This is a genomic window from Streptomyces sp. NPDC006458, from assembly GCF_040612135.1.
In the GTDB taxonomy this organism is placed as follows: Bacteria; Actinomycetota; Actinomycetes; order Streptomycetales; family Streptomycetaceae; genus Streptomyces.
In genome coordinates this window covers 257,604-279,091 of the sequence record NZ_JBEXPR010000007.1, presented here as the reverse complement: position 1 = coordinate 279,091, position 21,488 = coordinate 257,604, and the positions used below count along the sequence as shown (strand labels likewise).

Genomic DNA, 21,488 nt, shown 5'->3' with positions numbered 1-21,488 from the left:
CTGAACCAATGGTTACGGCGACATGGCGTACGGGATAGCGGGGAACGGATCACGGGGGTCCGCGTCCCCCGCCCGGCGTACGGGAGGCCTGGCGGGGCGGGTACGTCCCCCTCCGCCCCCGCGAAGGCCGTACGCAGTCCGGGCGAGGGTCTGTCCGACGGATTCACGCCTGCCGTGCGACACCCGGTGGACAGAGCGCTCTCAGCGTGTGCGGCGGCGTATCAGCCAGAAGGCGGCCAGGACCGTCGCGGCGGTCAGGGCCAGGACGATGCCGGTCTCCACGAGCTGGAGCGGCCAGAAGTGAGAGGCCGGGTGGTAGTCGGCGTAGTAGCCCACGAGGTCGCGCCGGGCGACGCAGGCCGGCTCCTCGAAGCAGGACGCGTCCACCCGGGAGCCGTCGGCGCCGAGGGCCCCTTCGGCGACCCTCAGGCCGTCGTACGAGGGGTACTCCTCCGCCGCCGTCGTGATCGTCACCGGCGGCCACAGATACGGGCGCAGCGCGCCCAGGGCGAACATCAGGCCCAGCTGGGCGAGGACCGCGCCGCCGAGAGCCGGCAGGGCCCGTCCGGCGAGCAGTCCGACGAGGGCGCCGACGGCCAGGCCGAGGAGCGGGTAGGCGGTGGCGAGCAGGCCGTTGGCCTGGAAGGTGGCCGGGTCGTGCCAGGCGTACCAGCCGAGGTCGGACAGCAGCGTGGAGTCCGCCTCCCAGACGGCGCGGTGCAGCAGCGTGAGCAGCAGGGTGCCCGGGATCAGCAGGGCGGCGGGCACGGCCAGCTCGGCCGCCAGCCAGCGGGCGGGGGAGACGGACTGCACCCAGGCCAGCCGCGCGGTGCCGTTCTCCAGCTCGCGGCCGATCAGCGCGCCGCCCGTCCAGCCCGCGACGAGGCCCGGCAGGACGCCCAGCAGGGCCGCTGACAGGGACACGGCCAGTTCGTAGCGGTAGTACTCGGGACCGGTGACGTAGTCGCAGCCCAGGTCCCAGCGTGTGCCGCAGTCCATCCCGGTGTACTGGCGCCAGGCCGCGTCCCCGCCCGGTCCGTACGCCCACAGCAGCATGGTGGCGGCCAGCGCGAACAGCAGGATCCAGAAGCGCAGTGCCACGCGGTGCAGGCGGAGCACGGCCCACACCATCCCGCGCGGGGCGCGGCGGCGGGGCCCGGCCTCGTCGGGCGCGGGGGCCTGGACGGTCACGGTGGTGGTCATACGGCGTCCTCCAGCGACTCGTCGAGCAGCAGGGCGGGCGCCTCGGGGGCCCGCAGATGGGCGAGGACCAGTTCCTCCAGGGACGGCTCGGCGATCTCCCAGCCGGCGTCGACCGGCCCGCTCGGCCGCACCAGCGCGGTGAGCCGGCGGCCGCTGGTGCGGGACTCGACGACGGTGTGCGGGGCGAGGCCGGCGGTGCGGCCGGTGACCAGACGGTGCGCGGCGAGCAGCTCCTCCAGGGGTCCGGCGAGCCGGACGCGGCCCCCGCCGAGCAGCAGGAGGTGGTCGCAGGAGCCCTCCAGTTCGGCGACGACGTGCGAGGACATCACCACGGTGGTGCCGTGCTCGGCGGCGTCGGCCATCAGCGTGCCCATCAGCTGGTGCCGGGCGAGCGGGTCGAGATCGGCCATCGGCTCGTCCAGCAGCAGCAGTTCGGGCCGCTTGCCGAGGGCCAGGGCGAGTGCCACGCGGGTGCGCTGGCCGCCGGACAGGGAGCGGATCCTGGCGGCGGGGTCCAGGTCGCCCTGGTCGACGACCGCCTCGGCCTTGGCCGTGTCCCAGCGGCGCGGGTTGAGCTCGCGGCCCAGACGCAGGGTCTCGGCGACGGTGAGCTGCTGGTGCAGGGGCTTGTCCTGGGCGACGTAGGCCAGGCGCTCGCGGGCGGCGGCCGGGGTGGTGCCGAGGACGGTGAGCGAGCCGTGGGTCGGACCGAGCAGCCCGGCCGCGAGGGCGAGCAGGGTGGACTTGCCGGCGCCGTTCGGCCCGACGAGGGCGCAGACGCGGCCGGCCGGCAGGCGGAACGCGCAGTCCTGGAGCGCGGGCCGGGCGCGGCGCCCGAACCGTCTGCCCAGCGCGGCCGCCTCGATGGCGGTGCCGGTCATCGCGTGCCCCCCTGCCCCGCGCGTGCAGCTCGAAGCCCGCGCGGTCCCCCCATGGCGTTCATCGCTGCTCCCCCTCGAAGTCTTGCTCCAGTACGGATGTGAAGAGTGCGGCCACGTCGTCCCGCTCCAGCCCGGCCGCGCGGGCCCGCCGTGCCCAGTCCTCCAGCTCGGCGCGCAGCGGGGAATCGGCGGCGGCGGCGCCCAGTGAGCGCCGCACGAAGGTGCCGAGTCCGCGCCGGGCCTCGACCAGCCCCTCGCGTTCGAGTTCTCGGTAGGCCTTGAGCACGGTGTTCGGATTGATGGCGGTGGCTTCCACGACCTCGCGGGCCGTGGGGAGCTTGTCGCCGGGTTCCAGCAGGCCGAGGCGCAGGGCCTGTTTGGTCTGCTGGACGATCTGGACGTAGGTGGCGATGCCGCTGCGCCGGTCGATGCGGTACTCGATCACTGTCCGGCCACTTGTCGTCCGGCCACGTCTCGAATCACCCTTTCACTACTTGATTAGTGAAAGGGTGATGTGAAGGAGGGGGCGGTGTCAAGATCACCGCCCCCTGAGGGTGAATGCGCCTCAGGCGTTGACGCCCTGGCCGGGGCGCTTCGGGCCTCGACCCGGGTGCCTCACGCCCGCGCCCGTGCCCGGTGCTTCACGTCCCCGTCCGCGCCCGGGTGCTTCACGTCCCCGTCCGCGCCCGGGTGCCTCACGCCCGCGTCCGTGCCCGGCGCTTCACGTCCGCGCCCGTGCCGGGTGCCTCACTCCGCGCCTGTGCCCCGGGTTCCTCACGTCCGCGTCCGCGTCCGTGCCCCGGTGCCTCACGTCTCCGTGCGGTACATCAGATCCGCCTCGTGGGTCGCGAACCCCAGCGCCTCGTACACCGCCACCGCCGCCTTGTTGTCGGCGTCGACGTAGAGCATCGCGGTCGGCAGCGTCTGGGCCGCCAGGTGGTTCAGGCCGATCGTGGTGAGGGCCTTGCCGAGGCCGCCGCCCTGCGCGTCGGGGGAGACGCCGACGACGTACACCTCGCCGAGCTGCTCCTCGGCGTGCACCTTGGTCCAGTGGAAGCCGATCAGCTCCTCGCCGCGGACGGCCAGGAAGAAGCCCGCCGGGTCGAACCACGGCTCGGCCTTGCGGTCGTCGAGGTCGCGCTGGGTGAGTGAGCCCTGCTCGGGGTGGTGGGCGAAGGCGGCCGCGTTCACCGCGAGCCAGGCGGTGTCGTCCGCGCCCGGCACGAACGTACGGACCGTCACGCCTTCGGGAAGCGCCGGCTCGGGCAGCTCCAGACCGGTCAACGGGCGGCGCATCTGGCGCAGTTCACGGAACAGGGTCAGCCCAAGCACCTGCGCGAGATGGCGGGCCGCCGGGTGGCCGCCGTGCGCCCACACCCGCAGCCGCTTGCCGGAGGCGGCGAGCAGGGCGGAGCCGAGTGCGCGCCCGTGCCCGTGCCCGCGGTGCGCGGGGTGGACGACCAGCTCGGCGGCCGGCGCCTCCACCGGGTCGGTGTCCTCCAGCTGGGCGTAGCCCACGAGTTCGGTTCCGGCGGCGAGCAGCAGATGGGACACGCCGTCACGCGCGCCGCCGCGCAGCTGGAGCCTGCCCTGTTCGGAGACCGCCTGCTGGCCGTCGTTGCGGGCGGCCTCCGCGAGCAGTGCGAGCACGGCGTCGATCTGCTCCGCGTCGAGCGCGGCGAAGGTCTCGATGGAGCGGGAGCGGCCGGGCCGTGCGAAGTCGTCGCTGGTCATGCCTATGAGGGTAAAGGCCCGCACTCGCGAAAGGCCGCCAAAGGGAAACCCAGATGTAACCATGAACCCCCTGTCGCGCTACGCGCGTTGACTCTAGGCTGCGCCCGGACCGAGACATACCTTCACGTGCACCACAGGGGGGCGCATGCCTGCCACACCTCAGCCGCACCACCGCAGACGCCGTACGCACCGGCTCCTCGCGGCCGCCGCCGGACTCGCGACCGTCGGCGCGCTCGCCGCCGCGCTGCCCGCTACCGCGAACGCCGACGAGGCCACGGGGACGGACAAGCACACGGGCCGCTACCAGGACGTGCAGCTGCTGTCCTTCAACGACCTGCACGGCAACCTGGAGCCGCCGGCCGGCTCCTCCGGCCGGGTCACCGAGGTCCAGCCGGACGGCACCACGAAGACCATCGACGGCGTCGGCGGCGTCGAGTACCTCGCCACGCACCTGCGCAAGGCGCGCGAGGGCCACCCGTACTCCGTCACCGCGGCCGGCGGCGACATGGTCGGTGCCTCCCCGCTGATCTCCGGCCTGTTCCACGACGAGCCCACCATCGAGGCGCTGAACAAGCTGGACCTCGACGTCACCTCGGTCGGCAACCACGAGTTCGACGAGGGCTCGGCCGAACTGAAGCGCCTGCAGTACGGCGGCTGCCACCCCACCGACGGCTGCTACGCGGACGAGGAGTTCGAGGGGGCCGAGTTCCCCTACCTCGCCGCGAACGTCCTGAACGAGAAGACCGGCCACCCGATCCTCAAGCCGTACTCGATCTGGCGGAAGAACGGCGTGCGGATCGGCTTCATCGGCGTGACCCTGGAGGGCACCCCGGGTGTCGTCACCGCCGAGGGCGTCAAGGGCCTCAAGTTCAAGGACGAGGTCGAGACGATCAACAAGTACGCCGACATCCTGCAGAAGCAGGGCGTGAAGTCGATCGTCGCGCTGATCCACGAGGGCGGCGCGCCGGCCTCCGGCTCGTACAACTACAACTGCGACTCCCCGGGTGCCGGCGACGGCATCTCCGGCCCGATCGTCGACATCGCGAAGAACATCTCGCCGACGGTCGACGCGCTGGTCACCGGCCACACCCACGCGGCCTACGTGTGCACGGTCCCCGACCCGGCGGGCAACCCGCGCATGGTCACCTCGGCCGCGTCCTTCGGCCGCCTCTACACCGACACCACCCTGACCTACGACCGCTGGACGGGTGACATCGCCCGTACGTCGGTGAAGTCGGCGAACCACGTGGTCACCCGGGACGTCCCCAAGGCCGAGGACCTGTCCGGGCTGATCGCCAAGTGGAACGTCCTCGCGGCGCCCATCGGCAGCCGTGCCATCGGCTACATCTCCGCCGACATCAACAACTCCGGCACCGAGTCCCCGCTCGGCGACCTCATCGCCGACGCCCAGCTCGCCTACGGCAAGGAGCTGGACCCGGAGACCGACCTGGCCCTGATGAACCCCGGCGGCATCCGCGCCCCCCTGACCTACGCGGCCAAGGGCTCCGAGGGCGACGGCGTCGTCACCTACGCCGAGGGCTTCACCGTCCAGCCGTTCTCCAACCTGGTCAACCTCCAGGACCTCACCGGCGCCCAGCTGATCCAGGTCCTCAAGGAGCAGGTCAGCGGCACCAACACGGCCTCCCCGAAGATCCTCCAGATCTCCTCGGGCCTCACCTACACCCTGGACCTGACGAAGACCGGCGCCGACCGCGTCGTCACGGACTCCGTCAAGCTCAACGGTGAGCCCGTCAACCTCACCGCCACCTACCGCGTCGCCACCAACAACTTCCTCTCCGGCGGCGGCGACGGCTTCCCGACCATCGCCCTCGGCACCAACGACCTTCTCGGCGCCGACGACCTCGCGGCACTGGAGAAGTACCTGCTGGCCAACTCCACCCCCAGCTCCCCGCTGGCCCCGCCGGCGGCGAACCGGATCACGATCGTGAAGTGACCCCGGTCTGACCCGAAAGGGCCCGGGAGGCGCGCGACGCCGCGCCTCCCGGGCCCTTTTGTCATCTCCCGCCGCGCGAGTGCCGCTTCCGGTGGGGCACTCCGGGTCCGGGAAGAGCACGGTGCCGCACATGCTCAGGCCGCTCAGGCCGCTCAGGCCGCTCAGGCCGTTCGGGGCGCTCGGGCCGCCGGGACGGGCCGGCGGACGCGCTGCCGGACTGGTGGCCGACGAAGATGCGGAACTGGTGGCGAACGAAACAGGGCACCGCCGCGTCCCGGTGGTGTGAAGCGAACTGTGGTGGGTGCGTGGGGTCTGCTGATGGTGACGCTCGCCGGGTGCACGGTGGGTGGTGGGGGCGGGGAGGGCGAGGCGTCCTGCGTGCACCTCGTGATGTACCAGGGGCGTCGGTACGTGGGCCACGCGCCGGGCGACGTCGAGGTCGGTGAGCGGCTCGGTGCGGCCGTCAGGCCGGGCTGCGACGACACGGGGGGCTACCCCGACGACCCCGGTACGCCGGATGAGCGCGTGACCGCCTACGCGATCCAGGGCGTGGACCCGGCCCTGGCCATCGTGCTGGACCCGGTGGCGCCGGACGTGGTGCTGGTCGCGTGGGAGAGCGGTGCGACCCTGCCCGTGGAGCTGCGGGGTGTGGTGGGGAGCGACTGACCCGGCCCGGACCGGGCCGTCCCGCGGGCTACGCGGTCTCCGACGGCGGTGGAGTCGTCGCCCCCGGCAGCCGTACCGTCGCCACCGTGCCGCCGCCGGGTGCCGGGGACAGGGTCACCTCGCCGCCGGACCGGTGGATCGTACGGGCGACGATCGACAGACCCAGGCCGGAGCCGGGCAGGGCACGGGCCGAGGGGGAGCGCCAGAAGCGGTCGAAGACATGGGGGAGTTCGTCGGCGGGGATGCCGGGGCCGTGGTCCCGGACCGTCAGGACGCCCTGCTGAAGGCTCACCTCGATCGTGCCCGCCTCGGGGCTGAACTTCACCGCGTTGTCCAGGATGTTGACCAGGGCCCGTTCCAGCGCGGCGGGCTCCGCGCGGACGTACCAGGGCGACAGGCCGGCCGTGATCGTCAGCTCCGGGCCGCGCAGCCGCGCCCGGCGCAGCGCGGTCTCCACGGTGTCCTCCAGGGACACCACCTGGACCCGCTCACCCCGCTGCCCCTCCGACCTGGACAGCTCCTGAAGGCCGCCGATCAGCGCGGCCAGCTCCGTCATCTGCGCCTTCACCGAGGCCAGCAGCGCCTTGCGGTCCGCCTCCGGCAGGGGGCGGCCCGTCTCCTCGCTGCGGGTCAGGAGCTCGATGTTGGTGCGCAGGGAGGTGAGGGGGGTGCGCAGTTCGTGGCCGGCGTCGGCGATCAGCTGCTGTTGCAGGTCCCGGGAACTGGCCAGGGCCGTGGTCATGGAGTTGAAGGAGCGGCTGAGGCGGGCGATCTCGTCCTCGTCGTCCTCCTCCACGGGGATGCGGGCCGTCAGATCCTCCGTCCGGGCCACGTGTTCCACCGCGTCCGTCAGTTTGTCCACCGGCCGCAGGCCCGCTCGTGCCACCGCGAGGCCCGCCGCTCCCGCCCCGAGCACTCCGATGCCGGAGACCAGAAGGAGAATGAGGGCGAGTTCTTCGAGGGTGTCCTGGGTGTCCTCCAGGGGCAGTGCGACCAGCAGCGCGACCTCGCTGCCCAGGGGCAGGGTCATGGTGCGGACGGACTTGCCGTTGATGTCCTTGCCGTCGCGGAAGCGCGGGTCGCTGTCGGCGTCCCCGGCGACCTCCACGTCACTCGCGGTGATCCGCACCGAACCGGCGGAGTTGCCGAAGACGCAGTAGGCGCCGTCGGACTTGACCAGCTCCATATAGGCCTGGTTCCGCGGCCCGAGCGGGAGGTTGTCGTCCGTCGACTCGGTGCAGTCGGCCAGGGTGTCCCGTATCTCCGGGAGGGAGATCCTCAGGTTGCCGTAGCGCAGGTTGTCGTCGAGCTCCCCGTACAGCTTCCCCTGCACGATGAACCAGCACGTCACCGACACCGCCGCCACCGCGAACGCCACCGCCGCCGCCACCAGCAGCGCCAGCCGGGAGCGCAGGGGCAGGGAGCGCAGCCGCCGTGCCGCCCTGTTCACTCGGCGCCGCCCTGCCGGAGCACGTACCCCACCCCGCGCACCGTGTGGACCAGGCGCGGCTCGCCGCCCGCCTCGGTCTTGCGGCGCAGGTACATGACGTAGACGTCCAGGGAGTTCGACGACGGCTCGAAGTCGAAGCCCCAGACCGCCTTCAGGATCTGCTCACGGGTCAGGACCTGGCGCGGGTGCGCCAGGAACATCTCCAGCAGCGTGAACTCCGTGCGGGTCAGCTCCACCGGACGCCCGCGCCGCGTGACCTCCCGCGTCGCCAGGTCCATGCGCAGGTCGGCGAAGGTCAGCGCCTCGTCCTGCGGGGCGTCCGCGCCCGCCACCGCCGCGGCGTACGAGCTGCGGCGCAGCAGCGCGCGGATACGGGCGAACAGTTCGTCCAGCTCGAAGGGCTTGACCAGGTAGTCGTCCGCCCCGGCGTCCAGGCCGGTGACCCGGTCGCCGACCGTGTCGCGGGCCGTGAGCATCAGGATCGGGGTGGTGTCGCCCGCGCCCCGGATGCGGCGGGCGGCGGTCAGACCGTCCATGCGGGGCATCTGGATGTCGAGGACGACCAGGTCCGGGCGGTACGCCTTCGCCTTCTCCAGCGCGTCGATGCCGTCGACGGCGACCTCGGTGCCGTACCCCTCGAAGGCGAGGCTGCGCTGGAGTGCTTCGCGCACCGCCGGCTCGTCGTCGACGATGAGGATGCGCTGGGGGTCACGGTCGCCTTCGACGGGGGTCATGGGTGTCTGGTTCCTCTGGTTCCTCGGGTGGGGGACGGGGGTGCCGGCCGGGCGGCGCCGCGCACGGGCGGGCCCTTCTCGCAGCTGCTCTCAGCCTCGCACGTTCCGTGCCGTACGGCGGCGGCCCGCGGCCCGGCGCCGTGAACCGGCCGTGGGGGAGGGGACCTCCGGTGCCCGGCCGCCCGTCGGGGCGTGCAGCGCGTACGCCCCCTCCAGGGCCAGGGCGAGCCCGGCCGGGCCGGTGTCGGACACCTGGTGTGCGACCTGCTCGATCATGGCGTGCTCCGCTCCGCGGGGGTCAGTCGGTGGAACCCGACCGCAGGGTGTCGAGATCGGCCTTGACGGTGTTGATCGGGATCGCGAAGCCGAGGCCGACGCTGCCCGCGCCGGACGAGGATCCCGAACCGGCCGAGTGCATCGCCGAGTTGATCCCGATGATGTTGCCGTTCATGTCGATCAGGGCGCCGCCGGAGTTCCCCGGGTTGAGGGACGCGTCGGTCTGGAGCGCCTTGTACGTCGTGGTGGACGAGCCGGTGTCGCCGTTGAACTCGCGGCCGTCGAACTCGAACGGCCAGCCGCCGTCGGGCTGCTGCGGCTGCTGGCCCTCGCCGGTGGAGACGGTGACATCGCGGTCGAGGGCGGACACGATCCCGCTGGTCACGGTGCCGGTCAGGCCCTCGGGGGAGCCGATCGCGACGACCTCGTCGCCGACCTGGACGGCGTCGGAGTCGCCCAGGGTGGCCGCCTTGAGGCCGGAGGCGTTGGCCAGCTTGATCAGGGCGAGGTCCTTGCCGCTGTCGGTGCCGACGACCTCGGCGGTGTACTCCTTGCCGTCGCTGGTCCTCGCCTTGATCTGGGAGGCGCCGGCGATGACGTGGTTGTTGGTGACGATCTCGCCGTCACTGGTGATGATCACACCGGAGCCGGTGGAGGACCCGTTGTTCCCCGTCGCGCTGATCTCCACGATGCTCGGGCTGACCGCCCTGGCGACCCCGGAGACCGTGCCCTTCTGGCTGGCGGGGACCACGTTGGTGCTGGTCGCGCTGGAGGCGACCGCGTCGGAGCCGCCGGTCAGCTCCTGGATGCCGTAGGCCGTGCCGCCGCCGATGGCGGCCGCGACGGCCGCGACCGCGGCCAGCAGCGCGAGGGGACCGCGCCTGCGCCGGCGGGGCCTTCGCCCGGGGACGACCGCGGCCGTCGTGGGCTCGTAAGGCGGCGGGGGCGGCCACTCGGGGTTCACGGCGGTGACCGGCTCGGCCGGGTTCACCGGGTGCACCGGGCTCGCGGGGCCCGTGGGGCTCGCCGGATCCGCCGGGTGCGCGAAGGTCTCTGAGGGGATGGTGGGGTGCTGCTCGCCGCCCGTGCGGGGGTGAGTGCCACCCGCGTAGGGGTGTGCGCCGCCCTGGTACGTGTTCTCGTACTCGCCGTCTCGGCGGTTGCTCTCGGTCATGTCCATGAGCTTGGCGCCCGACGATGAGAGCTCCCTGAGCGCCGCCTGAGAAGCCCGGCAGAACGTCGTATGCCCTATATGAAGACCCGACGCCCATGCGGGCTACTCGCAGCCGCAGGACCGCCGTGGCACCAGCCGCGACGGGAACACCTTCAGCCGCTCGCGGCGGGAGCCCGCGACGCGCAGTCCGTCGTCGAGCACGAGGTCGACCGCCACGCGGGCCATCGCCGAGCGGTCCGAGGCGACCGTGGTCAGCGGCGGGTCGGCCAGCGCCGCTTCCTTGATGTCGTCGAAGCCGGCCACGGCCAGCTCACCGGGAACATCGATCCGCAGTTCGCGCGCCGCGCGCAGCAGGCCTATCGCCTGGTCGTCGGTGGAGCAGAAGAACGCGGGCGGCCGCTCCGGCCCGGACAGCACGTCCAGCGCGACCCGGTAGGCGTCGTAGCGGTTGTACGGCGCCTCGAACAGGCGGCCCTCGGTGGACAGGCCCGCCTCGTCCATCGCGCGCTTCCAGCCCTCGACATGGTCGGAGACCGGGTCGCCGACGGCCGGGGTGTCGGCGGTGCCGCCCATACAGGCGACGTACTCGTGGCCGTGCGCCAGCAGATGGCGGACGGCGAGTTCGGCGCCGCCGAGGTCGTCCGTGACGACGGCGACGTCGTCGATGGACTCGGGCCGCTCGTGCAGCAGCACCACACGGGCGTCCCATGCCTCGATCTCGGCGGCGGCCAGGTCGTTCAGCGCGTGGGAGACGAGGATGAGGCCCGAGACCCGCATGCCGAGGAAGGCGCGCAGATAGTGGACCTCGCGCTCGGCCACGTAGTCGGTGTTGCCGACCAGGACCATCTTTCCGCGCTCGGAGGCGGCCTGCTCGACCGCGTGCGCCATCTCCCCGAAGAAGGGCTGACGGGCGTCCGGGATGATCAGGCCTATGAGGTCGGTGCGCCGCGAGGCCATCGCCTGGGCCACCCGGTCGGGCCGGTAGCCCAGCTCCTTGATGGCGGCGAGGACACGCTCGCGCGTGGCCGGGGCGACCGGCCGGGGTCCGTTGTTGATGACGTAGCTGACGACGGCGGTGGAGGTCCCCGCCAGTCGCGCCACGTCATCCCGAGTCACCTTGGCCACGTGCGGAGTCTACGCGGATGGAACGCCGGTGGGCAGGGCGTGGAGGGGCCCGACCGAGGTCCTGGTGTGCGGTCGCAATGCCCTGCCCGTGCGTCCCTCACGCGTCGGCCGTGACCTCGGAGGCTTCATGTACGGCCTCGTTGTCCGCATCTTCCTGCTTTGCCCGGTCCGCCTTGGCCTTCGCCTCGTCGGAGTGCCGGTCGACTTTTTCGGGAGTAACGAATCGATAACCGACGTTCCGGACGGTCCCGATCAGCGACTCGTGCTCGGGGCCGAGCTTTGCCCGCAGTCGTCGTACGTGCACGTCCACGGTCCGGGTGCCGCCGAAGTAGTCGTAGCCCCAGACCTCCTGGAGCAGCTGGGCGCGGGTGAACACGCGGCCCGGGTGCTGGGCCAGGTACTTCAGGAGCTCGAACTCCTTGAAGGTCAGGTCCAGGACCCGGCCCTTGAGCTTGGCGGAGTAGGTCGCCTCGTCGACCGAGAGGTCGCCGTTGCGGATCTCCATCGGGGAGTCGTCGTTGACGATCTGCTGCCGGCCCATCGCCAGCCGCAGCCTTGCCTCGACCTCCGCCGGGCCGGCCGTGTCCAGCAGGACGTCGTCGATGCCCCAGTCGGCGGTGACGGCGGCCAGACCGCCCTCGGTGACGACGAGGACGAGCGGACAGCCTGGGCCCGTGGAGCGCAGCAGCTGACACAGGCTGCGCACCTGGGGCAGATCGCGGCGGCCGTCGACGAGGATCACGTCGGCGCCGGGGGTGTCGACGAGTGCGGGCCCCTCGGCCGGGGCGACCCGGACGTTGTGCAGAAGCAGGCCGAGCGCGGGCAGCACCTCCGTCGACGGCTGGAGGGCGTTGGTCAGGAGCAGCAGAGAACTCATACGTCTGGTTCCTCCTCGGTCCCTGCGAGGACGTGTGCGGTACGGAACTGCTCTGCGATCCCGGGGGCCCCGTACACCTGCGGGTCACCTGAGGTTTTCCCGCTTCGTATACAACGCTTCCGAAAGCACAAAAGGACCCGGGGGCTACGCTGCCCGAGTCCTCTGTCCAGCAGAATAGCCGACATGAGCGATGGTCCGGCAGGTCATGTGGCACGATCCGCCGTTCGTCCGCATTCCGAGACGAGCAGAAGCGCACCAATGCGGACGTATCTGCGCACTGCCGACGGAGTCGCCATCGATTCCGTATACGATCCGGGGCCACTCGTATACGACGCTGCCGGGCCACCTGCTGTCGACCTCGCGTTCGTCGTCGCGCACGGGTTCACCGGCGATGTGGACCGGCCTCATGTCAGGCGGGTGTCCGCCGCGCTGCGGCGGTACGGGGCCGTCCTCACTTTCTCCTTCCGCGGCCACGGCCGTTCGGGTGGTCGTTCCACGGTCGGCGACCGCGAGGTCCTCGATCTGGCCGCCGCGGTCGCCTGCGTCCGCGGCCACGGGCACACCCGGGTGGTCACGGTCGGCTTCTCCATGGGCGGCTCCGTCGTGCTGCGGCACGCGGCCCTGCGGCCGGGCGAGGCCGACGCCGTGGTGTCCGTCAGCGCTCCCGCCCGCTGGTACTACCGGGGCACGGCCCCGATGCGGCGGGTGCACTGGCTGATCACCCGGCCCGAGGGCCGTCTGGTCAGCCGCTACGGCTTCCGCACCCGCATCCATCACGAGGCGGGGGCATCTCCCACGCCCTTCAGGCAGTGGGGGAGGGACCCGGTCCCGCTGTCGCCCGTCGAGGCGGTCCCGCGGATCGCACCGACCCCGCTGCTGATCGTCCACGGTGACCGCGACGGCTACTTCCCCGTCGACCACCCGCGCATGCTGGCCGCCGCGGCGGGGGAGCACGGTGAGCTGTGGCTGGAGCCGGGCATGGGGCACGCCGAGAACGCCTGCGAGGACTCCCTGCTGGCCAGGATCGGGGACTGGGGGCTGTCCCGGGCGGGCTAGCCTGACCCTGTTCACTGCCGAACCGACTTGAGGACGAGATGGCAAAGGTCACGGTCCGCTACTGGGCCGCAGCCAAGGCCGCGGCCGGCGTCGCCGAGGAGCCCCATGAGGCCGCGACGCTCGCCGAGGCGCTCGACGCGGTGCGCTCGCTCCATCCCGGCGAGCTCACCCGCGTCCTGCTGCGGTGCTCGTTCCTCGTCGACGGTGATCCCGTCGGGACCCGCGCGCATGAGACGGTACGGCTGGCCGAGGGCGGCACGGTCGAGGTGCTCCCGCCGTTCGCAGGAGGGTGACCGGAGCATGAGCGACCAGCCGTACCAGGGGCCGTACGACGGTTCCCACGACCCTTATGCGCAGCAGCCCCGGCAGCAGTGGCCCGGGGAGCAGCAGCCGTACCAGCAGGGTGCCGACGAGGCGCAGTACACCCAGCAGTGGCAGGGGCAGACCTGGGAGACCCAGATGCAGCCGCCGGTGCCCGCCGTGAGCACGACCGAGACGGCGTACCTGCCGCCGCAGCAGGAGCCCTGGGCCTGGCCGGCCACCGCGGCCGCCGGTCACCCGGGTCAGGGCGGCGTCCCCGCCCACGACCCGGCGGGCCAGGGCGCCGCCCAGCCCGGCTACGCCGCCGCGTCCGGCTACGGCCAGGACGCCCTGGGGGGTGCCGAGCCCGGCTACGGCCAGGACGCCCTGGGGGGTGCCGAGCCCGGCTACGGCCAGGACGCCCTGTCCGGCTACGCCGTCTCTCACTCCTCCTACTCCTCTCACTCCTCTGACCCCTCCTACGGCTACGGCCAGGACGCCCGGACCGGAGCCGAGCCCGCGCAGGGGACGGCCACCCAGGGGCCGGCCGACGCTTCGGCCGCTCAGGGTCCCGCCGCGCCCGCCGACGGTGCCGTGCCCGCCGGTTCGGCCGCCTCCGGGGGCCCCGCCTACGGCCCCGCCACCCTGGCCGGCAACTCCCGGATCACCGACGCCCAGCGGGCCAGGCTGGAGGGCCGGTCGCCGATCATCGAGCCCGGGATGCAGCCGGCCGCGCTCACCGCGCTGCTCGGTCTGCTGCTCTCGGGGGCCGCGGCCGTCGGCTCGTACGCCCTGCTGGTGCCGCTCGTCGCGCTCCAGGGCCTGACCGCGGCCGGCTGGTTCCGGCTGAACGGCATGTGGCCGGCCCGCCAGGGCATCGCGCTGGCCTTCGCCGGGGCCCTGGCCGCGGACGCGGCGCTGTTGGTGGCCGGGCGGGACAACGCCCCCGCGGCGATCCTCGGGACGCTCGGGGTGTGGGTGCTGCTCACGCTGGTGCTCCAGCTGCGTTCGCACGCCGAGCCCGACGAGCGGATGTACGGCCTGATGGCCACCGTCGTCTCGGCGGCGCTGGCGATCCTCGCGGCCGGTCATCTCGCGGCGGAGCCGGACGCGACGACGATCGGCGCGGCCGCGGTCGCGGTGGCCGTGCTCGCCAGGGCGCTGCCGCTGCCGGCGCCCGCCTCCGTGGTCGTGTCGCTGCTCGCGGCGGCCGGTGCGGGCATCGCGGTCGGCGGCATGACCGGGGTGGGTGCGCAGGGCGCTCTCGTCGGCGCGGCCGCGGCCGTGTGCGCGCTGATCGGGCACCGGGTCGCGAGCTACGACTACCCCTCGCGGTTCGTGCACTTCACGGCGGGCGTGGCCCTGCCGCTCGCGGCCGCCGCGCCCGTGCTGTGGGTGCTGGGGCGGGGGCTGTAGCGGGGGCTGCGGGGACGCGCTTCGCGGGAGCGGCGCCTGTCACAGGTGATCGACAATCTCGCGGCGCCCTCCTCCGGCGGGGTTACGGTGACTGGCGACCGGATCGAACGCCGAGGTGGGGGAACATGCGAGCGCTGCGAATAGTCCTGATCGTGGCCGTGGTGCTGGGCGGCGTCTTCGTCATCGCCGACCGCCTCGCCGTGACCTTCGCCGAGGGCGAGGCCGCCGACAAGCTGCGGGCCGGCGAGGGCCTCGCGCGGACACCGGACGTGTCCATCAAGGGCTTCCCGTTCCTGACCCAGATGGTCGGCGGCGAGCTGGACGACGTCGAGGTCGGCATAGCGGACTACGAGGCGCTCACCGGCAAGGGCACGGAGAAGATCCGGATCGCCGACCTGAAGGCGAACATGAAGGGCGTCCGCTTCTCCGGCGACTACAGCTCCGCCACCGCGGCCTCCGCCACCGGCACCGCGACCATCTCCTACGCCGAGCTGCTCAGGACGGCGACGGGCGAGCCCACCCAGGTCGGGCCGGGGGTCACCGCGCGGGTCGTCGGCCTCTCCGACGGCGGCAACGGCAAGATCAAGTCGGCGGTCGAGGTGTCGATACTGGGCAGCAAGCTGCCCCAGCCGGTCACCGTGCTCAGCACGGTCATGGTCGAGGGCGACACCGTCAAGGTGAAGGCCGACGCGCTGCCCGAGTTCGGCGGGGTGAGCATCGCCGAGAGCCGGGTCCGGGAGATCACCGACTTCGACCAGGTGATCGAGCAGTTGCCGGGCGGTATCGAGCTGGACAAGGTGGAGGCGGCGGAAGACGGCGTACGGATCACCGTCCAGGGTTCGAACGTCAGCCTCGCCGGGTAGGTAGTCTCGCCGGGCGAGGGACCCTCTTCGGCGGGCGGCTGTCCGAACAGCGTTCCGAAGGGCGAGACGGTCCCGTCCGCACCGCAGATGCCGACGGTGCCTTCCGGGCCCGGACCCCTTGCCGTGACTGCCCCGCGAGGGAGCCGATCCCGCTATTCGGACGATCGCGTCTCAAAATGCGACACACCGGTGACATGTCCCGCTGTCCGTCCCTACGATCGAGGGCATGAAGCGACAGGCGGATCTCACGAAGCGGCGGGCAGTAGACCTGTGCCGCGTCGCCGCCATGCTCTGTCGCACCTTCTGAGCGGCACCGGCTCCGCAGCCGACCGCATTCTCCAGCCGCCCTGCCCAGGGCATTTCGTGCGCGCTCCCGCATGCCCGGCCGCGCACCCACTCTTCACGCACACCCTCGCCGCAACTGCCCCGGAGGAGAACGAGCATGAGCCGCAGCGACGTCCTGGTCGACGCCGATTGGCTGCAGGAGAACCTGGACAACCCGGCGATCGCCATCGTCGAGGTCGACGAGGACACCTCCGCCTACGAGAAGAACCACATCAAGAACGCCATCCGGATCGACTGGACCAAGGACCTCCAGGACCCGGTCCGCCGTGACTTCGTCGACCAGGAGGGCTTCGAGAAGCTCCTGTCGGAGAAGGGCATCGGGAACGACCACACCGTGGTCCTCTACGGCGGCAACAACAACTGGTTCGCCTCGTACGCCTACTGGTACTTCAAGCTCTACGGCCACGACAACGTCAAGCTCCTCGACGGCGGCCGCAAGAAGTGGGAGCTGGACGCCCGCGAGCTGGTCGACGGCACCGAGGTGCCCGCCCGCCCGGCGACCGAGTACAAGGCCAAGGCGCAGGACACCTCCATCCGTGCCTTCCGCGACGACGTCGTGGCCGCGATCGGCAGCCAGAACCTGGTCGACGTGCGCTCGCCCGACGAGTTCTCCGGCAAGCTGCTCGCCCCCGCGCACCTGCCGCAGGAGCAGTCGCAGCGTCCGGGCCACGTCCCGAGCGCCCGCAACATCCCGTGGTCGAAGAACGCCAACGACGACGGCACGTTCAAGTCGGACGACGACCTCAAGGCCCTCTACGAGGAGGAGCAGGTCGACCTGGCGAAGGACACCATCGCCTACTGCCGCATCGGCGAGCGCTCCGCGCTGACCTGGTTCGTGCTGCACGAGCTGCTCGGTGTGGAGAACGTCAAGAACTACGACGGTTCCTGGACCGAGTACGGCTCCCTCGTCGGCGTGCCGATCGAGCTCGGCGCCAACAAGTAAGACCACCGACCTTTACCCCTCAAGGAGTTCAACATGTGTGGAGCGAAGGCCGGCGGCCCCGACGCCTCGACGATCAAGCCCGGTGAGACCACCATCCAGGGCCAGGTGACCCGCGACGGCGAGCCGGTGCAGGGCTACGTGCGCCTGCTCGACTCGACCGGCGAGTTCACCGCGGAGGTCCCCACCTCCGCCACGGGCCAGTTCCGTTTCTACGCGGCCGAGGGCACCTGGACCGTCCGCGCGCTGATCCCCGGCGCCACCGCTGACCGCACGGTCGTCGCCCAGCAGGGCGGCCTCGCCGAGGTCGCGATCGCCGTCTGACGGCACGGAAACACCGCAGGGCCGCAGCTCCCGGGTTGGACACCTGAGCCGCGGCCCTTCGGCATGCCCGGCCCCCGGACCGAACTGGACGGTGAGGGGCGCCGGGGCACTGCGTCGGTTTCCGGCCGTCGGTTTCGGGGAGAGGTCGGCGGCAGGTGGCGTTGTCTCGCGGTCCCGCGTCCACGTGCACCCCGTCGGCGGCGAGTGGTGTTGTCTCGCCGTCCCGCGTCCACGTGCACCCCGGCGTGCCGGACCTACCCTGGAGTTATGTACGCACGGCGACGGCACGTGTACTTCGCCATGATGGGGATCTGCCTGGGGCTCTTCGTCCTGGCCTGGGCCGTCGTGCGGCTGTGGTCCGTTCCGGTGGCCGTGGGGATGTGTGTGGTGGCCATGGTGATCCCGCCCGTCGCCGCGATGGTGGCGAACCGGCGGGGGCCCGAGGACCGCTGGTGGGACGACCCCTCGGGGGACCCGCAGTCGGACGAGTGGTGGGACGAACTGGACGGCAAGAAGCGGCCGCGGTAGGAAGGCGGGCATGGTCGCAGCCAGGCTCTCCACCGTGGTGCTGGACGCGCACGACGCCCACGAGCTGGCCGGCTTCTACCGGCGGCTGCTCGGCTACGAGGTGCGCGCCGAGGAACCCGACTGGGTGCTCATCGGCCCCCCGCCCGGCACCGGGGGCCTCGCGCTCGCCTTCGAGACCGAACGGGAGTACGTACGCCCCGTCTGGCCGACCCGCGCCCCCGGTGACCAGCAGATGATGCTGCACCTCGATGTCGAGGTCGACGACCTGGCGGCCGAGACCGCGCGGGCGCTGGCGCTGGGGGCCACGCTCGCGGAGTACCAGCCCCAGGACGACGTACGCGTGCTGCTCGATCCCTGCGGGCACCCGTTCTGCCTCTGGGTGCAGTCGTAGGCCGGGGTCAGTAGACGAGTGCCTGGGTGTCGTCCGCCAGCGACTCCTGGACGAACACCTGCGCGCCCGCGATCCGGACGCCCTCGAGGACGTCCTTCTCCGTGATGTCCCGGCGGGCCGCGCACTGTGTGCACAGGGTGAGGCGCCCGCCCGCCAGGATCGACTCGATCAGGTCCGGCAGCGGCGCCGCGTGCGGCAGCTCGAACTCCGCCGCCCGGCCCGGCAGCGCGAACCACGACGACTCCCCGGTCAGCCACAGCGAGACGTCCACCCCGCTCGCCACGGCCACCGCCGCGACCGTGAACGCCTGCGAGCACCGCTCGGGTGCGTCCGCCCCGGCCGTCACCTTGATCACCAACTTCTTCGCCATGCGGGCAGCGTAGTGCGTCCGCCTGCCGAAACAGGCGCAGGACGGAGGCCACCAGCAGGCACGCACCCCCCTCCTCTTCACCGCGGAGGCATGGGCCGCCTTCGTGGGCGATGTGAAGCGGGACGAGGGGACCGGCTGACCCTCAGCGGACGGGGCATGACCGAATCGTGATCAACTCCCGTGCAACTTGATGCACGGGCCATGGGTCTCCTGTGCGCGCGGATAGGGAATTCGCGCTTCAGGTTCCACGGGAGACGATTTGGAAGAGCCAGAACAGCCGCCCCGGCGGCGCGGGCGCACCGCCGCACTGCTCGCCGCGGCCGTAGCGCTCGGGGTCGTCGCCGGCACCTGCGTCGGCTACCTCGTACAGGCCGACCGCGAGCCCACCGCGCTCCCGCCGCTGTCCCAGCCAGTTCTGACGCAGGCGAAGGGGCCGGCGCCCGAGCCGCTGTCGGTCCTCGGCGACCACAAGCTGCTCGCTGACGGTGACCTGACCCGACTGCTGCTGCCCAAGCCGCCCACGGCGAAGGAGACCGACTGGCTGCCCGCCAAGGGCTCGTGGGTGGACGCGGCCACCTTCGCGAGCTACTACGGATCTCCGGGCTCGGCGTTCGAGTGGCTCCTCGACGACGAGTTCCGCCGGGCCGCGACCGTCGGCTGGGACACCGGCACACACACCGTGGAGATCCGGCTCGTCCAGTACCGCCAGCGGGAGTCCGCCGCCGCGGCCGACGCCGTACGCAACGCGCAGGACTACATCGACCAGGTGCCTGACACCGACAGCTGGCCCATCCCCGGCACGGGCAACGGCTGGGCCTACGTCCACAACCGGCCCCAGAGCGAGCCGGGCTCCGCGCCGAGGTACATGGCCCGCGCCGAGGCCTGGCGCGGGGACATCGAGATGGAGATCTGGGTCTCCGGAGACCGGCCGGTCCCCAAGAAGACGATCATGGATGTGGCCGAGCGGCAGATGGAGCGGCTGTGAGCGAGAACGAAATCGCGCAGGAACCGATCCGGGAGCAGGCCGAGGCCGCCGGGGGCGGGCGCGCGCGGCGCAGGCGGGCGGCCGTCGTGGCGGCCTGCGCGCTGACGGCGGCGGCGGTCCTCGCCGGGGTCGGCGCGACCGCCGTGACCGTACGGGACGCCGACCGGTCCGCCGGTGCCCCGACGTGGAAGTTCCCCAAGCCCAGGTACAGCGAGGACACCACGGACGGCAAGGCCGACGAGGAGCGGCCGGACGGCGAGCAGGCGCGGGCCGCGGCGTCGCTCACCGCCCTGCTCGTGCCGTACGACGCCGAGGGCTATGTCCAGGGCCCCGACATCGAGGAGCTCGGCTCCGAGGCCGAACTGACCGGCGACGAGGCCACTGCCCGGCTCGGCGTCTTCCTCGAAGGCCTGCCCCGCTCCGCGCGCCGGGACATGGAGCGGATGATCGAGAAGCGCGACATCCGGGCCAAGGCGATGCGCAGCTACGCCAGTCAGGACACGGCCCGTTTCGCCCGTCAGGGTGTCTTCACGGTGTCCGTCGAACTCACCCAGCTCGGGAACCGGACCGCGGTGCGCGGCTACCTCGAAGCCGTGCGCTCGCTCGCCGGGCTGGAGGAGGTCGACGAGGGGCCCGAGATCAAGGGCTACAAGGACGCCGAATGCCTGCGCGGGCCGCTCGACGAGGACGAGGAGCTGGAGATGCTGTTCTGTGCCGCCACCGTCGGCGACATCGTCGTGGCCATCACCACGCAGGGCGCTGACCCCCTCGACGACGACGAAGTCACCCGGTTCGTGCGCACGCAGCTCGACCGGATCGACGCACCCGGGAAGACGATATGACCGAACGGACGAGCGAGGCGGCCGACATGGCTGAGGCGACCGGCGAGGCTGAGAGAGCCGAGCGGGCAGAGGTGACCGAGGTGACCGAGGTGACCGAGGCGGACCCGACGAACGAGGCGGCTGCGGCTCGCCCCGACTCCACGGCGGTCGCGCCCGCCGAGCCGGCCGGACTTCCACCGGCACCGGCACCGGCATCGCCGCCGCAGGCCACCGCACCCCGCGACCGGCGCGTACTGCGCGCCGTGACCCGCTGGGTCGCCGCCGTCGCCGTCTTCGCGGCCGTCGGCGCGGGCACGGCGTACGGCATCGCCTCCATGGAGCGCGGGGACGTCCCCGGCCTGGCCACCGAGTCCGACGGGCGGTGGGACTACCCCGAGCTGACGCTGCCGCCGCTGCCCGCCGGGAGCCCGAGGCCCTTCGCCGAGGGCAACAGGGAGAACGCGCACCACGCCGACCTGCGCGCCCTCGTGCTGCCCGCCCCCGCCGGGGCGAAGGAGGACAAGGCGCTGCGCGGCGAGGACGGCTGGCTGGAGACGAAGGACTACCTGGCGGAGTACGCCGACGACGAGCACCGGGAGCAGGTGCGGCAGAAGCTCGTCGACACGGGTCTGCGGCACATCGCCGCCCGCGGCTGGACCACCCCGGACGGCGTCAGCACCCGGATCTACCTCCTCCACTTCGCCACGGCGGAGATGGTGGACGGCCAGATCGCGAGCGACACCGTCTCCTACAGCACGCCCTCCTACCTGGTGCGCGGCGTGCACGACGCCGTACACGACGAGGAGTTCCCCGAGGCGGCCGCCGTCTCCGGGATCAAGCGGGTCGCCTACACCGAGCCCGCCCCTCACGGCCCCGAACACGTCCGGCTGGGCTACCTCGCCGCCGGGGACGTCCACGCGGTGATCATCCAGTCGCTCAAGGGCGGCGAAGTACCGGCCGTGCCCTTCCAGCAGACCGTGGTGCTCCAGAGCCAGCTGCTCGGATGACGCGAGGCGTACCTCGCAGGGAGGGCCGGGCCCCGGCCGCGTAAGCTGGGGCCCGGCCGTGCGCACCG

25 protein-coding genes are annotated in these 21,488 nt (G+C 72.3%); 14 read left to right on the top strand and 11 right to left on the bottom strand.

Features of this window, described 5'->3' with window-relative positions; genetic code table 11:
* Nucleotides 1-201: 201 nt before the first annotated feature.
* From ABZZ79_RS12570 to mshD, 4 genes are all read right to left on the bottom strand, one after another.
* The gene (locus ABZZ79_RS12570) at nucleotides 202-1,203 is read right to left on the bottom strand and encodes an ABC transporter permease (protein ID WP_356688888.1); all 1,002 of its coding nucleotides are present in this window, start codon (nucleotides 1,201-1,203) and stop codon (nucleotides 202-204) included.
* Nucleotides 1,200-2,084, bottom strand: a complete 885-nt coding sequence (locus ABZZ79_RS12565) for an ABC transporter ATP-binding protein (protein WP_356688887.1) — start codon at nucleotides 2,082-2,084, stop codon at nucleotides 1,200-1,202. Before ABZZ79_RS12565 ends, ABZZ79_RS12570 begins: the two co-directional genes overlap by 4 nt.
* A gap of 58 nt (nucleotides 2,085-2,142) precedes the next feature.
* Nucleotides 2,143-2,529 carry a GntR family transcriptional regulator gene (locus ABZZ79_RS12560; RefSeq protein ID WP_356688886.1) on the bottom strand — a complete coding sequence of 129 codons (387 nt, stop codon included), beginning with the start codon at nucleotides 2,527-2,529 and terminating at the stop codon, nucleotides 2,143-2,145.
* A 362-nt stretch (nucleotides 2,530-2,891) separates the two neighbouring features.
* A complete protein-coding gene (gene mshD / locus ABZZ79_RS12555; protein WP_356688885.1) occupies nucleotides 2,892-3,818 on the bottom strand; it encodes a mycothiol synthase in 927 nt (308 codons plus the stop codon).
* Between the two features lie 145 nt (nucleotides 3,819-3,963).
* On the opposite strand from mshD, the gene ABZZ79_RS12550 reads away from it, so the two are divergent.
* Both ABZZ79_RS12550 and ABZZ79_RS12545 read left to right on the top strand, forming a co-directional pair.
* On the top strand, nucleotides 3,964-5,772 hold the full coding sequence (locus tag ABZZ79_RS12550; protein ID WP_356688884.1) for a bifunctional metallophosphatase/5'-nucleotidase: 1,809 nt from the start codon (nucleotides 3,964-3,966) through the stop codon (nucleotides 5,770-5,772).
* A gap of 282 nt (nucleotides 5,773-6,054) precedes the next feature.
* On the top strand, nucleotides 6,055-6,438 hold the full coding sequence (locus ABZZ79_RS12545) for a DUF6281 family protein (RefSeq protein WP_356688883.1): 384 nt from the start codon (nucleotides 6,055-6,057) through the stop codon (nucleotides 6,436-6,438).
* Nucleotides 6,439-6,466: 28 nt separating this feature from the next.
* Here ABZZ79_RS12545 and ABZZ79_RS12540 read toward each other — a convergent pair whose 3' ends face one another.
* From ABZZ79_RS12540 to ABZZ79_RS12515, 6 genes are all read right to left on the bottom strand, one after another.
* Nucleotides 6,467-7,888 (bottom strand): HAMP domain-containing sensor histidine kinase, encoded by a 1,422-nt coding sequence (locus ABZZ79_RS12540; protein ID WP_356688882.1) that lies wholly within the window; start codon nucleotides 7,886-7,888, stop codon nucleotides 6,467-6,469.
* The gene (locus tag ABZZ79_RS12535; RefSeq protein ID WP_356688881.1) at nucleotides 7,885-8,622 is read right to left on the bottom strand and encodes a response regulator transcription factor; all 738 of its coding nucleotides are present in this window, start codon (nucleotides 8,620-8,622) and stop codon (nucleotides 7,885-7,887) included. Before ABZZ79_RS12535 ends, ABZZ79_RS12540 begins: the two co-directional genes overlap by 4 nt.
* Nucleotides 8,623-8,712: 90 nt before the next feature.
* On the bottom strand, nucleotides 8,713-8,898 hold the full coding sequence (locus tag ABZZ79_RS12530) for a hypothetical protein (protein WP_356688880.1): 186 nt from the start codon (nucleotides 8,896-8,898) through the stop codon (nucleotides 8,713-8,715).
* Nucleotides 8,899-8,920: 22 nt separating this feature from the next.
* Nucleotides 8,921-10,072 (bottom strand): trypsin-like peptidase domain-containing protein, encoded by a 1,152-nt coding sequence (locus ABZZ79_RS12525; RefSeq protein WP_356688879.1) that lies wholly within the window; start codon nucleotides 10,070-10,072, stop codon nucleotides 8,921-8,923.
* Nucleotides 10,073-10,174: 102 nt separating this feature from the next.
* Nucleotides 10,175-11,197, bottom strand: a complete 1,023-nt coding sequence (locus ABZZ79_RS12520; protein WP_356688878.1) for a LacI family DNA-binding transcriptional regulator — start codon at nucleotides 11,195-11,197, stop codon at nucleotides 10,175-10,177.
* A 97-nt stretch (nucleotides 11,198-11,294) separates the two neighbouring features.
* A complete protein-coding gene (locus tag ABZZ79_RS12515; protein ID WP_356688877.1) occupies nucleotides 11,295-12,074 on the bottom strand; it encodes a response regulator transcription factor in 780 nt (259 codons plus the stop codon).
* 183 nt (nucleotides 12,075-12,257) lie between these two features.
* On the opposite strand from ABZZ79_RS12515, the gene ABZZ79_RS12510 reads away from it, so the two are divergent.
* The 9 genes from ABZZ79_RS12510 (at nucleotide 12,258) to ABZZ79_RS12470 (ending at nucleotide 18,237) form a co-directional block, all read left to right on the top strand.
* Nucleotides 12,258-13,130 carry an alpha/beta fold hydrolase gene (locus ABZZ79_RS12510; RefSeq protein ID WP_356688876.1) on the top strand — a complete coding sequence of 291 codons (873 nt, stop codon included), beginning with the start codon at nucleotides 12,258-12,260 and terminating at the stop codon, nucleotides 13,128-13,130.
* Nucleotides 13,131-13,168: 38 nt separating this feature from the next.
* The gene (locus tag ABZZ79_RS12505) at nucleotides 13,169-13,423 is read left to right on the top strand and encodes a MoaD/ThiS family protein (protein WP_356688875.1); all 255 of its coding nucleotides are present in this window, start codon (nucleotides 13,169-13,171) and stop codon (nucleotides 13,421-13,423) included.
* A gap of 7 nt (nucleotides 13,424-13,430) precedes the next feature.
* Nucleotides 13,431-14,846 carry a hypothetical protein gene (locus ABZZ79_RS12500; RefSeq protein ID WP_356688874.1) on the top strand — a complete coding sequence of 472 codons (1,416 nt, stop codon included), beginning with the start codon at nucleotides 13,431-13,433 and terminating at the stop codon, nucleotides 14,844-14,846.
* 125 nt (nucleotides 14,847-14,971) lie between these two features.
* Nucleotides 14,972-15,709 (top strand): DUF2993 domain-containing protein, encoded by a 738-nt coding sequence (locus ABZZ79_RS12495; RefSeq protein WP_356688873.1) that lies wholly within the window; start codon nucleotides 14,972-14,974, stop codon nucleotides 15,707-15,709.
* 226 nt (nucleotides 15,710-15,935) lie between these two features.
* Nucleotides 15,936-16,016 carry a putative leader peptide gene (locus ABZZ79_RS12490; protein ID WP_350310325.1) on the top strand — a complete coding sequence of 27 codons (81 nt, stop codon included), beginning with the start codon at nucleotides 15,936-15,938 and terminating at the stop codon, nucleotides 16,014-16,016.
* 135 nt (nucleotides 16,017-16,151) lie between these two features.
* Nucleotides 16,152-16,997 carry a sulfurtransferase gene (locus ABZZ79_RS12485; protein WP_356688872.1) on the top strand — a complete coding sequence of 282 codons (846 nt, stop codon included), beginning with the start codon at nucleotides 16,152-16,154 and terminating at the stop codon, nucleotides 16,995-16,997.
* A 33-nt stretch (nucleotides 16,998-17,030) separates the two neighbouring features.
* Nucleotides 17,031-17,318 (top strand): DUF1416 domain-containing protein, encoded by a 288-nt coding sequence (locus ABZZ79_RS12480; protein WP_356688871.1) that lies wholly within the window; start codon nucleotides 17,031-17,033, stop codon nucleotides 17,316-17,318.
* 267 nt (nucleotides 17,319-17,585) lie between these two features.
* The gene (locus ABZZ79_RS12475) at nucleotides 17,586-17,846 is read left to right on the top strand and encodes a DUF3099 domain-containing protein (RefSeq protein WP_356688870.1); all 261 of its coding nucleotides are present in this window, start codon (nucleotides 17,586-17,588) and stop codon (nucleotides 17,844-17,846) included.
* Nucleotides 17,847-17,856: 10 nt separating this feature from the next.
* On the top strand, nucleotides 17,857-18,237 hold the full coding sequence (locus ABZZ79_RS12470) for a VOC family protein (protein WP_356688869.1): 381 nt from the start codon (nucleotides 17,857-17,859) through the stop codon (nucleotides 18,235-18,237).
* A gap of 7 nt (nucleotides 18,238-18,244) precedes the next feature.
* On the opposite strand, the gene ABZZ79_RS12465 is transcribed toward ABZZ79_RS12470, so the two are convergent.
* Complete coding sequence (locus ABZZ79_RS12465) at nucleotides 18,245-18,607, bottom strand: DsrE family protein (RefSeq protein WP_356688868.1); 363 nt, start codon at nucleotides 18,605-18,607, stop codon at nucleotides 18,245-18,247.
* A 259-nt stretch (nucleotides 18,608-18,866) separates the two neighbouring features.
* On the opposite strand from ABZZ79_RS12465, the gene ABZZ79_RS12460 reads away from it, so the two are divergent.
* From ABZZ79_RS12460 to ABZZ79_RS12450, 3 genes are read left to right on the top strand one after another with little or no spacing between them, the layout of a single operon-like run.
* Nucleotides 18,867-19,592, top strand: coding sequence for a hypothetical protein (locus tag ABZZ79_RS12460; protein WP_356688867.1), 726 nt, complete (start codon nucleotides 18,867-18,869; stop codon nucleotides 19,590-19,592).
* Nucleotides 19,589-20,434 carry a hypothetical protein gene (locus ABZZ79_RS12455; protein ID WP_356688866.1) on the top strand — a complete coding sequence of 282 codons (846 nt, stop codon included), beginning with the start codon at nucleotides 19,589-19,591 and terminating at the stop codon, nucleotides 20,432-20,434. The genes ABZZ79_RS12460 and ABZZ79_RS12455 overlap by 4 nt, the downstream gene beginning before the upstream one ends.
* Nucleotides 20,431-21,420, top strand: coding sequence for a hypothetical protein (locus tag ABZZ79_RS12450; RefSeq protein ID WP_356688865.1), 990 nt, complete (start codon nucleotides 20,431-20,433; stop codon nucleotides 21,418-21,420). The genes ABZZ79_RS12455 and ABZZ79_RS12450 overlap by 4 nt, the downstream gene beginning before the upstream one ends.
* The last annotated feature ends 68 nt before the right edge of the window (nucleotides 21,421-21,488 follow it).